The organism is Rhizobacter sp. Root404 (assembly GCF_001425865.1).
GTDB lineage: Bacteria > Pseudomonadota > Gammaproteobacteria > Burkholderiales > Burkholderiaceae_C > LMDS01.
On sequence record NZ_LMDS01000004.1, the window covers coordinates 1,346,466 to 1,360,508 of the forward strand.

At 71.2% G+C, this 14,043-nt stretch carries 5 protein-coding genes; 3 read left to right on the plus strand and 2 right to left on the minus strand.

Features of this window, described 5'->3' with window-relative positions; translation table 11 throughout:
* Positions 1 to 5 precede the first annotated feature (5 nt).
* Complete coding sequence (locus tag ASC76_RS10580; RefSeq protein ID WP_056465253.1) at positions 6 to 10,094, plus strand: DUF4347 domain-containing protein; 10,089 nt, start codon at positions 6 to 8, stop codon at positions 10,092 to 10,094.
* Entirely contained in the window at positions 10,091 to 11,629 is a 1,539-nt protein-coding gene (locus tag ASC76_RS10585) for a diguanylate cyclase (protein WP_157615547.1), read from the plus strand. The genes ASC76_RS10580 and ASC76_RS10585 overlap by 4 nt, the downstream gene beginning before the upstream one ends.
* Positions 11,630 to 11,635: 6 nt before the next feature.
* Here the strand turns inward: ASC76_RS10585 and ASC76_RS10590 are convergent, their stop codons facing one another.
* The gene (locus tag ASC76_RS10590) at positions 11,636 to 12,067 is read right to left on the minus strand and encodes a universal stress protein (protein WP_056465258.1); all 432 of its coding nucleotides are present in this window, start codon (positions 12,065 to 12,067) and stop codon (positions 11,636 to 11,638) included.
* Positions 12,068 to 12,167: 100 nt separating this feature from the next.
* Here ASC76_RS10590 and ASC76_RS10595 point away from each other — a divergent pair, with 100 nt between their 5' ends.
* Positions 12,168 to 13,091: a rhodanese-like domain-containing protein gene (locus tag ASC76_RS10595; protein ID WP_056465260.1), complete on the plus strand. Its 924-nt coding sequence runs from the start codon at positions 12,168 to 12,170 to the stop codon at positions 13,089 to 13,091.
* 13 nt (positions 13,092 to 13,104) lie between these two features.
* On the opposite strand, the gene ASC76_RS10600 is transcribed toward ASC76_RS10595, so the two are convergent.
* Positions 13,105 to 14,007 (minus strand): DUF72 domain-containing protein, encoded by a 903-nt coding sequence (locus tag ASC76_RS10600; RefSeq protein WP_056465262.1) that lies wholly within the window; start codon positions 14,005 to 14,007, stop codon positions 13,105 to 13,107.
* Positions 14,008 to 14,043: the final 36 nt, after the last annotated feature.

The following is a 14,043-nucleotide window of genomic DNA, read 5'->3' on the forward strand; positions in this document are numbered from 1 at the left end:
ACCCGATGTCGACCGACCTGTTCGCGCTGCGCCAAGCGGTCCTGGAGGACCTGGAGCCGCGCATCCTGTTCTCGGCCGACAACCCGCTGGGCGTGCTGGCGGGCGTGCTGCAGGATCCGAACGCCCCGCCCGAACAGCACGCCAGCGTCGCCTCCACGCCCGCCACGACGGCGGCGGCGCACGAGCTGGTCTTCGTCGACGCCCGTGCGCCGGACGCCGACCAGATGCTCGCCGACATCACCGCCCAGGCCGCGGCCGGCCGGTCGATCGAGGCGTTCCTGCTGCGCACCGACCAGGACGGCTTCGACCAGATCGGCGCCGCGCTCGCGGGCCGCGACGAGGTCACCGCGATCCACCTGATCGGCCACGGCGCCGAGGGCGCGATGCGGCTGGGCGGCAGCTGGCTCGACGCCGACACGGTGCTGACCCGCGCCGGCGACATCGCCGCGTGGGGCAGCCATCTCAGTGCCGACGCCGACCTGATGCTCTACGGCTGCAGCTTCGCGGCCGAGGCCGACGGCCGTGCGCTCGTCGCCGACCTGGCCCAGCTGACCGGCGCCGACGTGGCCGCCTCGACCGATGCCACCGGCACCGCCGCGCGCGGCGGCAACTGGGCGCTGGAATACGCGAGCGGGGCCATCGAGCGCGAGGTCGCGCTCGACGCCGCGGGCCAGGCGAGTTACGCGCAGCTGCTCAACACCTACATCGTCACCAGCACCGCCAACAGCGGTGCCGGCTCGCTGCGCCAGGCGATCCTCGACGCCAACGCCAACGCGGGCACCGATACGATCAGCTTCAACATCGCCGGCACGAGCGTGCACACGATCGTGCTGAGCACCGCCCTCCCGGCGATCACCGGCACGGTGATCCTGGACGCGACGACCGACGACAGCTTCGCCCCCAACGGCAACAAGCCGGCCATCGGCATCGACGGCGGCAACGGCAACTTCGACGGCCTGCAGCTGACGAGCACCGCCGACGGCAGCACGATCCGCGGGCTGGTGATCCGCAACTTCCGCGGCGACGGCATCCAGATCGACGCCGGCTCCGACGGCAACACCATCGCCGGCAACTACATCGGCCAGCTCGTCACCAGCGGAACCGCCGGGGGCACGGGCAACGGCGGCGACGGCATTTTCGTGCTCGGCGCGAACAACATCATCGGCGGCACCACCGCGGCCGACCGCAACGTGGTCTCGGGCAACGACTTCGGCATCGAGCTGAACGGCGCCTCCGCCACCGGCAACCAGGTGATCGGCAACTACGTCGGCATCGACGCCACCGGCCTGTCGACGCTGGGCAACACCAAGCGCGGCGTCGGCGTCTACAACGGCGCCACCGGCAACACGATCGGCGGCAGCCTGACCACCCAGCGCAACCTGATCTCCGGCAACGGCAACGACGGCATCCAGATCGATGGCGAGGCGACCGACAACAATCTCGTGCGCGGCAACTGGATCGGCATCGGCGCCGACGGCACCACGCTTCTGCGCAATGCCGGCGACGGCGTGTACGTCTCGAGCGGCGCCGACAACACCCAGGTCGGCGGCTCGGGGGCCAACGACGGCAACTGGATCGCCGGCGTCAACTACGTCGGCGTGGAGATCGACGGTGCCAGCACCGGCACGGTGATCCAGGGCAACCGCATCGGCACCGACCTGGCGGGCACCGCCAACTGGGGGCCGGGCCAGAACGGCATTCTGCTCGAGACCAGCTATGGCGGCGCCGGGCCGAGCGGCAGCAGCATCCTCGGCAACACCATCGCCTTCAGCGGGCAGAGCAACATCGCCGGCTACAACTCGGGGCTGCGCATCAGCGACACCGCCGGCACCGCCAACCAGCTCTCGGCCAACCTGATCTATTCGAGCGTCGCGCTGGGCATCGACCTGCGCGGCGACGGCGCGACCGCCAACGACGCCGGCGACGCCGACACCGGTGCCAACAACCTGCAGAACTTCCCGGTGCTGACGCTGGCACGCACCAATGCGTCGAACCAGCTGGTCGTCACCGGCACGCTCAACAGCGCCGCCAACGGCTACTACCGCATCGAGTTCTTCGCGTCGCTCAGCGCCGACGCCACCGGCTACGGCGAGGGGCAGATCTACCTCGGCTCGGCCAACGTCGCGACCAACGGCGCGGGGAACGCCACGATCTCGGCGACGCTGAACGGGGTCAACGTGCCGGTGGGCTACTTGATCACGGCCACCGCGACGGCGGCGACCGACGGGTTCTTCGTCGCCTTCACCGAGACCTCGGAGTTCGCGAAGAACGCCGCGGCGATCTCGACCACGCAGGCGACGATCACCGTCGACACCGCCAGCGACACCAGCGACGGCGACACCACCAGCCTGTCGACCCTGCTGGCCAGCAAGGGCGCCGACGGCTTCATCTCGCTGCGCGAAGCCATCACCGCGGCGAACAACACTGCGAACGGCACGCTCGGAGCCGACCGCATCGTGTTCCAGATCGCCGGCACCGGCGTGCACACGATCAACCCGGCCAGCAGCCTGCCGTCGATCACCGACGCGGTGATCCTGGACGCGAGCACCGACGACAGCTTCGCCGCCAACGGCAGCAAGCCGGCGATCGTGCTCGACGGCAACAACCTGGCCGGCCACGGCCTGACGCTGACCGGCAGCGCCGACGGCAGCACGATCCGCGGCTTCGTGATCCGCGACTTCGGCAGCGACGGCATCCACATCGACGCGGGCGCCGACGGCAACACCATCGCCGGCAACTACATCGGTCGCCTGGACACCGCCGGCATCGACGTCGGGGCGGGCGAAGGCAACAGCGGCAACGGCATCCACGTCGGCGGCGCGAACAACCTGATCGGCGGCAGCAGCGCGGCCGATCGCAACGTGGTCTCGGGCAACACCGGCGTCGGCGTGCGCGTGAGCGGCGCCTCGGCCACCGGCAACCAGATCGCCGGCAACTACATCGGCCTGACCGCCGCCGGCTCGGCCGTGCTCGGCAACGGCGACGACGGCGTCCAACTGCTCGGCGGGGCCTCGGGCAACACCGTGGGCGGCGCGACCAGCGCGTACCGCAACGTGATCTCGGGCAACACCGACGGCATCCAGGTCGGCCACACCACCGGTGGCAGCAGCAGCAACCTGATCCAGAACAACTACCTGGGCACCGACGCGACCGGCCTGCTGGACCTGGGCAACAGCAGCGACGGCATCGACCTCTGGTACTCGTCGTCGAACAACCAGATCCTGGACAACGTCGTGTCGGGCAACAACGGCAACGGCCTGTACATCGGCAACTCGGTGGGCACCAACACCGGCACCGTCATCCGCGGCAACCTGATCGGCCTGGGCGCCGACGGCCTCACGGCCCTGGGCAACAGCGGCGACGGCATCAACCTCGGCGACGCTGCCGGCGCCGACAACACCATGGTGGGCGGCACCGCGGCCGGCCAGGGCAACACGGTGGCCTACAACGCCCGCGGGATCGCGGTGCTGAGCAGCACCGGCATCTCGATCCTCGGCAACCTGGTCTATGCCAACACTGGCCTCGGGATCGACCTGGGCGGGAACGGCGTGAGCACGAACGACGCCGGCGACGCCGACAGCGGCGCCAACAACCTGCAGAACTTCCCGGCGCTGACGCTGGTCAAGACCGACGGCAGCAGCCAGGTCGAGGTTCGCGGCACGCTCAACAGCGCGGCCGGCAACTTCTACCGGATCGAGTTCTTCGCCAAGCCCGCGAGCGGGATCGGGATGATCACCCTGGGTTACGCGAACGTCGCCACCGACGGTTCGGGCAACGCGAGCTTCGCGACCACGCTCGCCGCGGCGGTGCCGGTCGGCTACACGGTCACGGCAACGGCAACCAGGTCGGATGCCGGCTACGCGACCTTCACCGACACGTCCGAGTACGCGGCCCCGCTCGACGCCGGCACCACCCCGGTCAACACGGTGCCGGGTGCGAAGACGTTGACGGAAGACGTCTCCGGCGCCATCGCCGGGCTGTCGGTCGTCGACGGCGGCGTGCTCACGATGACCACCGGCCTGAGCGTGCTTCACGGCGCGCTGACGGTGAGCCTGGCCGGCGGCGCGACGATCGGCAGCGGGGCCAACGGCAGCGCCACGCTGACGCTGAGCGGCACCACCGCGCAGGTGAACGCGGCACTGGCCACGCTCAGCTACCTGAGCAACGTCAACTACAGCGGCAGCGACACGCTGACGATGCTCTCGACCGACGCCTCGACCCTGAGCGACAGCGACACCGTCGCGATCACGGTGACGGCCGTGAACGACGCGCCGGTGCTCGGTGCCATGGCCCCCACGCTGACCTCGCTCACCGAGGACCAGACCAACGATGCCGGGCAGACCGTGGCGTCGTTCATCGGCGCCTCGATCAGCGACGTGGACAGCGGCGCGGTGCAAGGCATCGCGATCACCGGGCTGAGCGCGGGCAGCGGCACCTGGCAGTACTCGATCAACGCCGGATCGAGCTGGACGGCCGTCGGCACCGTCAGCGGCTCGTCGGCATTGCTCCTGCGGTCGAGCGACTTCGTGCGCTTCGTGCCGAACGGGCAGAACGCCACCAGTGGGTCGATCACCTACCGCGCCTGGGACCAGACCAGCGGCACCACGGGGACGAAGGTCGACGCGAGCACGAACGGCGGTGCCACGGCCTACAGCACGGCGAGCGACACCGCCGCGATCACGGTCATCGCCGTCAACGACGCGCCGGTGCTGGCGGCCATCGCACCGACGCTGACCTCGATCACGGAAGACCAGACGGCCCACAGCGGACAGACCGTCGCGTCCTTCCTCGGCGCGTCGATCACCGACGCGGACACCGGCGCCGTTCAGGGCATCGCGATCACGGGCCTCGCGTCGGGCACCGGCACCTGGCAGTACTCGACGACCGGCGGTGCCAGCTGGACCGCCGTCGGTGCCGTCAGCGACGCCTCGGCGCTGCTGCTGCGCGCGAGCGACTTCGTGCGCTTCGTGCCCGATGCGCAGAACGCAACGGCCGGCGCGATCATCTACCGCGCCTGGGACCAGACGACCGGCAGCGCGGGCAGCCAGATCGACGCCAGCACGACCGGCGGCACGACGGCATTCAGCACCGCGAGCGACACGGCGTCGATCGCCGTCACCGCGGTCAACGACGCGCCGGTGCTCGCCGCCATCGCACCGACGCTCACCCCGATCACCGAAGACCAGACCGCGAACGCGAGACAGACCGTCGCGTCCGTCATCGGCGCCTCGATCACCGACGTGGACAGCGGCGCGGTGCAAGGCATCGCGATCACCGGGCTCGACTCGGGCACCCGCACCTGGCAGTTCTCGACCGACGGCGGCTCGACCTGGTCGGCGATCGGTGCGGTCGCCGACACGTCGGCGCTGCTGCTGCGCGCCACCGATTCGATCCGCTTCGTGCCGAACGGCCAGAACGCGACGACCGGTTCGATCACCTACCGCGCGTGGGACCAGACCAGCGGCAGCACGGGCAGCCAGGTCGATGCCAGCAGCAACGGCGGCGCGACGGCGTTCAGCACATCGTCCGACACCGCAGCGATCGCGGTCACCGCGGTCAACGATGCGCCTGTGCTCGCTGCCATGGCGCCGACGCTGACGTCGATCACGGAAGACCAGACGGCCAACAGCGGGCAGACCGTCGCTTCGCTCGTCGGCGCGTCGGTCACCGATGTGGACACCGGTGCCGTGCAAGGCATCGCGATCACCGGCTTGACCTCCGGCACTGCCGCCTGGCAATACTCGACCGACGGCGGATCGAGTTGGTCGGCGATCAGCGGCGTCGCGAACTCGTCCGCGCTGCTGCTGCGCGCGACCGACTCGGTGCGTTTCGTGCCGAACGGCCAGAATCCGACGACCGGCTCGCTGAGCTACCGCGCGTGGGATCAAACCAGCGGCAGCGCGGGCAACCAGGTCGACGTGAGTGCGAACGGCGGCACGACCGCGTTCAGCGCGACGATCGACACCGCGTCGATCGCGGTCACGGCCATCAACGACGCGCCTTTGCTCACGACCATGGCACCGACGCTGACCTCGATCACCGAAGACCAGACCGCGAACGCCGGACAGAGCGTCGCATCGTTCGTCGGCGCGTCGATCACCGACGTGGACACCGGTGCGGTGCAGGGCATCGCGATCACGAGCCTCATCTCGGGCACAGGAACCTGGCAGTACTCGACGAATGGTGGATCGAGCTGGACGGCCATCGGCAGCGTGAGCGGCTCGTCGGCACTGCTGCTGCGGGCGACCGATTCGATCCGCCTCGTACCCGACGGCCAGAATGCGACGACCGGATCGATCACCTACCGCGCCTGGGATCAGACCACGGGCAGCGCGGGGAGCCAGGTCGATGCGAGCGTGGGCGGCGGCACGACCGCATTCAGCGCGACCACCGACATCGCCTCGATCACCGTCACCGCCGTCAACGATGCCCCGGTTCTCAGCGCCGTCGCTCCGACGCTGACCTCGATCACGGAAGACCAGTCGGCCAACGACGGGCAGACGGTGGCCTCGCTGGTCGGCGCGTCGATCACCGAGGTGGACACCGGTGCCGTGCAGGGCATCGCGGTCACGAGCCTCACCTCGGGCACGGGTGCCTGGCAGTACTCGACGAATGCCGGTTCGAGCTGGACGGCCTTCGGCAGCGTGAGCGGATCGTCGGCGCTGCTGCTGCGCGCGACCGACTCGATCCGCTTCGCACCCGACGGCCAGAACGCGACGACCGGTTCGATCACCTACCGCGCGTGGGACCAGACCAGCGGCACCGCGGGCAGCCAGGTCGACGTGGGCACGAACGGCGGGACCACCGCGTTCGGCACGGCGACGGACACCGCGTCGATCACGGTGACCGCGGTCAACGACGCGCCGGTGCTCACCGCCGTCGCACCGACGCTGACCTCGATCACCGAAGACGAGGTGACGAACGCGGGCCAGACCATCGCCTCGTTCATCGGCGCGTCGATCGCCGAGGTGGACAGCGGCGCGTTGCAGGGCATCGCGATCACCGCGCTCGTCTCAGGCACCGGCACCTGGCAGTTCTCGACCGACGCCGGCTCGACCTGGTCGGTGGTCGGCGGCGTCTCGAGCACCTCGGCGCTGCTGCTGCGCGCGACCGATTCGATCCGACTCGGGCCGGACGGTCGGAACGCCACGACCGGCGCCATCACCTACCGCGCCTGGGACCAGACGAGCGGCAGCGCCGGCAGCCTGGTCGATGCCAGCGCGAACGGGGGCACCACCGCTTTCAGCACCGTGACCGACACCGCATCGATCACCGTCACGGCGGTCAACGATGCGCCGGTGTTGACGCCGATCGCGCCCGCGCTGGTGAAGATCAGCGAGACGGACAGCGCCAACGGCGGACAGGCGGTGTCGTCCTTCATCGGGGCGTCGATCACCGATGGGGACGCGGGCGCCATACCCGGGATCGCGATCGTCGCTGCCGACCTCGGCAACGGCAGCTGGCAGTTCTCGACCGACGGCGGCGCGAGCTGGAATGCGCTCGGCGCGGTGTCCGATGCGGCAGCGCTGCTGCTGCGCGCGACGGATGCGATCCGTTTCGTGCCCGATGGCGCGAACGGCACCACCGGCTCGATCACCTACCGCGCCTGGGACCAGACGGCGGGCAGCGCGGGCAGCGTGTTCGACGCGCGCGGCACCGGCGGCAGCTCCGCGTTCAGCAGCGCGATCGACACCGCGACGATCACGGTCAGTTCCGTCAACAGCGCGCCGGTCCTGGCCGCGGCGGCGCCGAGGCTCACCACGCTGACCGAGGACGAGGTCGCCAATGCCGGCCAGACGGTCGCGTCGTTCGTCGGCGCGACGATCGCCGATGTGGACGCCGGTGCGGTCCAGGGCATCGCGATCACCGTCGCGACTGCGGGCAACGGCGCCTGGCAGTACTCGCTCGACGCCGGCAGCCGCTGGGACCTGCTCGGGCCGGTCGGCGACGACGCCGCGCTGCTGCTGCGCGCGACCGACCTCGTGCGCTTCGTGCCCAACGGCCTCGAGGCGACCAGCGGCACCCTCAACTACCGCGCCTGGGACCAGACCGCCGGCCTCGCCGGCGACCTGGCCGATACCCGCGTCAGCGGCGGCGCGACCGCGTTCAGCAGCGCCAGCGACGCGGCCACGATCACGGTCTCCGCGGTCAACGACGCCCCGGTGTTGACGCCGGTTGCGCCGGTGCTCGGCCCGCTGACCGAAGACGACGTGGCGAATGCCGGCCAGACCGTGGCGTCCTTCGTCGGCACATCGATCGCCGACGTCGACACCGCTGCGGCGCAGGGCATCGCGATCACCGCGGCCGACCCGGGCAACGGCGGCTGGCAGTTCTCGACCGATGGCGGTGCCAGCTGGTCGGACCTCGGCGCGGTCGGCGACGCGTCGGCGCTGCTGCTGCGCGGCAGCGACCACCTGCGCTTCGTGCCCGATGGTCACAACGCGACCACGGCCTCGCTCACCTACCGCGCCTGGGACCAGCGCGGCGGCAGCGCGGGCACGCAGGCCGACGCGAGTGCCACTGGCGGCAGCACGGCGTTCAGCACGCAGACGGACACCGCGTCGATCATGGTGACCGCAGTCAACGATGCGCCGGTGCTCACCGCCATCGCGCCGACGCTGACGGCGATCACCGAGGACCAGACGGCGAATGCCGGCCAGACCGTCGCATCCGTCGTCGGTGCCTCGATCACCGACGCGGACACCGGCGCGTTGCGCGGGGTCGCGATCAGCGGCCTCGCCTCCGGCAATGGCACCTGGCAGTTCTCGACCGACGGCGGAACGCGCTGGACGGCGATCGGCACCGTCGCCGACACCTCGGCCCTGCTGCTGCGGGCGACCGATTCGATCCGCTTCCTGCCCGATGGCGCGAACGGCACGACCGGCACGCTCACCTACCGCGCCTGGGACCAGAGCGCCGGCGTCGCGGGCGACCGGGCGGAGACGGGCGCGAACGGCGGCGCGAACGCCTTCAGTGCCGCCACCGACACCGCGACCATCATCGTGACGGACCTGGCCGATGCGCCGACGATCGCCGACCCGGTCGTGGCCTTCGATGTCGCCGAGAACACCACCGCCGTGGCGACGCTGGTCGCGACCGACGTCGACCAACCGGCCTCGGCGCTGACCTGGTCGATCGCGGGCGGTGCCGATGCCGCGCGCTTCGCGATCGACGCCGCGACGGGGGCGCTGCGCTTCGTCGTCGCGCCCGACTTCGAGGGCCCCACGGCGGCCGGCGGCGGGCAGGTCTACGTCGTCACCGTGCGGGTCGACGACGGTGCACTCGCCGACACGCGCACGCTGGCGGTCACCGTGACCGCGGCTCCAGCTCCAGCTCCAGCTCCAGCTCCAGCTCCAGCTCCAGCTCCAGCTCCCGCGCCCGCGCCCGCACCGGTGCCGGCTCCGGTGCCGGCTCCGGACGTCACCGCGACCGCCACGCCGGCGCGCGATGCGACCACGGCGCCGGCCACCGCCACCCCCGCGGTGGATGCGACGCCGCCCGCGGCCGCGGCAGTCGCGAAGGTCGTGGCAACGACGCTCCCCGAGCCGCCCGTGCCCCGCCCGGTCCCCGGCCAGGGGGTCGAGGCCGGCGGCGCCCGCGTCGTCGCAGTCGGGGCCGCCCGGTCGATCGAGTCGCTCGCACGTGCGCTGCCCGCCATTACGCTGCCCTCGCACCGTAACGCCTCGGACGTCGCGATGCTGGCGCTGAACCCGCTCGCGTTCGGCGCGCAGACCACCGGTCGATCCGACAGCCACCCGCATTACAGCGCCGACGTCGGCGCCGGCGCCGCCGAGCAGCCGGCCACCGACGGCCCCGCCCACTCCGTGACCGCGATCACGCTGGGCATCGCGCTGTCGATCGGCGTGATCGGCTGGGCTTCGCGCGGTGCGGCGCTGATGGCCAGCGTGCTGGTCGCCAGCCCGGCGTGGGGCAGCTACGACCTGCTGCCGGTGCTGCGCCGCCGCACCGAGGACGCCGATTGGGGCGACGACGAGTCGCCCGACGACGCGCCGCTCGACGAGACCGACCTCACCCCGCTCGACGCGTCGGCCGGCACCACCCGGCGCGACCACGACATCCTGGAGTTGCATTGAACATCGCCCTGCCCCCCCTGTTGCGCGCCGGTCCGGCGACGCGTGTGGCCTTCGGCCTCGTCTCGCTGATGGTGTCGCTGCTGATGCTCAGCGACCTGTTCGTCGGCGGCTTCCTCGACGACCGCGTCGCGGACGCGCGCCGCCACCGGCAGCTCGTCGCCGAATCGGTCGCGACCCAGGTGGTGCAGGCGCTGCGCAGCGACAGCGACGACGATCTGCGCACGCTGCTCGCCGGCGTGCTTCGGCGCGACCCGCAGCTGCGTTCGGCGGCCGTGATCGGGGGGGCGGCGCCGCGCGTCGTCGCCGGCGACCATGCGCACGAATGGCGCCTGGGCGGCACCGAGCCATCGACGATCGACAACCTCCGCATGACGCTGCTGGCCGACGGGCGGCGTTGGGGCGAACTGCAGCTCGCGTTCGCACCGAGCGGGCCGCAGTCGTGGCGCGAATGGCTGGGCCAGCCGCTGGTGGCCGGCGTGCTGCTGATGATCGGGCTCGGCTTCGTCGCGTTCCAGCTCTACCTGCGGCGAGCGATGCGCTACCTCGACCCGAGCGCGGCGGTGCCCGAACGCGTGCGCACCGCGTTCGACACGCTGACCGAGGCGGTGCTGGTGCTGGACACCGGCAGTCGCGTGATGCTGGCCAACAACGCGTTCAGCGCCCTCGGGCCGAACGCCATGCCGATCCGCACCGGCACCAGCGTCAACGACCTCGCGTGGCTGGTCGGCGCCTTGCCCGAGGGGTCCGGCCGGCCCTGGCAGCGGGTGCTCGAGACCAACCGGCCGCTGCTCGGCCTCGAGATGCGCCTGACGGCGAATCGCGAGCGCATTCGCGACGTCGTGTTGAACTGCACGCCGATCAACGACGGCTTCCACCGCGCCCGCGGCTGCCTGTTGACGATGTCCGACGTGACCGAGCTGCACGAGCGCACCGAGGGCCTGCGCGTCGCGCTGGTCGAGCTGCACGCCTCGCGCGAGGAGATCCGCCAGAAGAACGAGGAGCTGACGCTGCTGGCCACGCGCGACGCGCTGACCGGCTGCCTGAACCGGCGCGCCTTCCTGGCCGACAGCGAGCGCGCGATCGCCGCCGCCGCGGCCGCCGGCCAGCCGCTGTGCGCGATCATGTGCGACGTCGATCACTTCAAGTCGATCAACGACCGCTTCGGCCACGGCGGCGGCGACGAGGTCCTCAAGGCCGTCGCCAAGGCGCTCGGCCGCGGCCTGCGCACCGGCGACCTGCTCGGGCGCTACGGCGGCGAGGAGTTCTGCATCGTGCTTCCGAACGCGACGCTGGCGCAGGGTCGCGAGATCGCCGAGCGGCTGCGCGCCGAGGTGGAGGCCCATGCCGGCAGTGCCGTGCGCCACCTCGCGGACGTGCAGGTGACGATGAGCTTCGGCGTCGAGCAGCTCGGCCACGGTGCGGCGCAGTTCGACGCGCTGGTCGATCGCGCCGACCAGGCGCTCTACCACTCGAAGAAGACCGGTCGCAACCGGGTGACCGCCTGGACCGAGCTCGCGTCCGTCCCGGCGGGCTGAAGCGCGTCAGCCCTCGTCGCGTCGCACGACCATCACCGGCATGCTCGCGTGCCGCAGCACCCATTCCGCCGCCGAGCCCAGCGCGCCTTCGAGCGGCTCCATGCCGCGCGCGCCGACGATGATCAGCTCGCAGTTGCAGCGCTCGGCGATGTCGACGATCTGGTGGCCCGGATCGCCGTTGGCGATCTCGGTGTCGAACGCGAGCCCGGCCACGCGCAGCAGCTCCTGCGCCGGCGCCAGCACGTGCTGCGCGGCGGCCTCGCTGACCTGTTCGATCACTGCGGCGTCGTGGGCGACCACCATCTCGTAGAGCGACGCCGGCTCCTGCACGTTGGCCAGCACGAAGCTCGCGCGCAGGCCGTCGTCGACCAGCCGCAGCGCGTGCCGCACCGCCTCGAGCGCGTTCTCGGAACCGTCGACCGGCAGCAGAATTCTCATCACGATCTCCTGAAGGGCAGATGCACCGAGCTTACGGCCTGCGCGCGGCGCCGATCCGGGCGACACTGCGCTTTGCACGAGAACCCTTGACGACGCCGCGTTGGACACCCTCATCCGCCTGATCGCCGAGTACGGACTGCTGTTCGTGTTCGCCAACATCCTGCTGCAGCAGCTCGGTGCGCCGCTGCCCGGCTACCCGATGCTGATGGTCACCGGCGCGCTCGCGGCGCGCGGCGAACTCGACGTGCTCGCGCTGCTCGGCACCGCGGTGCTGGCCTGCCTGATCGCCGACGGCATCTGGTACGCGATCGGCCGGCGCAGCGGTCGGCGCGTGCTGCGCACGCTGTGCCAGATCTCGCTGTCGCCGGACGGCTGCGTGCGCCAGACCGAATCGATCTTCACGCGCTTCGGGCCGCCGTCGCTGCTGGTGGCCAAGTTCGTGCCCGGGTTCGCGTCGGTCGCGACCGCACTGGCCGGCGCGATCCACATCCCGCGCGCCGCGTTCCTGCTGTATGACGCAATCGGCGCGACGGTGTGGGTCGGAGTCGGCCTCGGGCTGGGCTGGCTGTTCTCGCCGGCGATCGAGCAGATCGTGTCCGTGCTCGCGCAGTTCGGCCGCTGGGGACTGATGCTGCTGGCGATCGTGATCGCGCTGTTCATCGCCGCCAAGTGGTGGCAGCGCTACCGTTTCAACAAGCAGCTGCGGATGGCGCGGCTGTCGGTCGACTCGCTGGCGGAGCTGCTCGACCGCGGCGAGCGGCCGATGATCGTCGACGTGCGCTCGGCCGTCGCGCGCGAGGACGGACGCATCCCCGGCGCGATCCTGTCGACCGGCCGCGAGCTGGCGCCGGAGCTGATCGGGCACCCGAAGGACGCGCTGATCGTCGTCTACTGCGCCTGCCCGAACGACGCCTCGGCGGTCGTCGCCGCGCGCCAGCTGCTGCAGCACGGATTTCGCGATGTGCGCCCGCTGGCCGGCGGCATCGAGGCCTGGACGGCCGCGGGTCGCGCGCTCGAAGCCTGAGGCCGCTGCAGGTTCAGACCCGCCCGCTCAGCAGCGTCATCAGCGCCGCGGCATTGCGCTGGCCCTGGTCTTCCATGTTGTTGTTGAACACGACATGGGTCGAGCGCGCGCGCTTCGCGAGCGCCGTGACCTGCGCGGCCACCTCGCCCAGCTCCGCCGCGCCGTAGTCGTAGTTGAAGCGCTCCGACGAATCGGTCTGGCCCTTGACGTTCCAGGTCGCGGCATTGCGGCCGTGCAGGCGCAGCAGGGCGACCTCGGGATGCGTGACCTCCCACAGCGCCGGCACGCTGTTGCTGAAGCCCTGCGGGCCGTCGACCACCGTGTGCACGACGCCAAGCTCGCGCTCGAACGCAAGCGTCGACGCACTCGCGTGCGCATCGGCGAACCAGCTGCGATGCCGGAACTCGACGCTCAGCGTGTGCCCCGCCATGCGCTCGACGCACATCCGCACGTGCTCGTGGCCAGAGGAATTGCGCACGATCCACGGCGGGAACTGGAAGTGCACGAGGCCCAGCCGGCCGGCGGCGCGCAGCGGCACGAGCGCCTCGATGAAACGGCGCCACAGCTCGTCGACGATCTCGGGCGGTATGTCGTTCAGGTACAGGTTCGCCTTCGAGGACGGCGGCAACGCCGCGCGCAGGTCCTTGTGCAGCACGTTCGGCGAGGTGGGGTGGCCCGTGAAGAGGCGAAATGCCTTGACGTTCATCGTGAAGCCGTCGGGTGTGCGCTCGGCCCAGAGCTGCGAGGTGGCCGGCGTCGGCATCGCGTAGTAGCTGGAATCGACCTCGACCAGCGGGAAGCGCGACGCGTAGTAGCGCAGCCGCGCCTCGGCGCTGGTGACGCCCGGCGGATAGAAGCGGCCGCTGTCGACCAGGGTCTTGCTCGACCACGACGCGGTACCGACCAGCACGCTCATCGGGGAACTCCTGCACCCAGGTCAGGGCTGGATGCA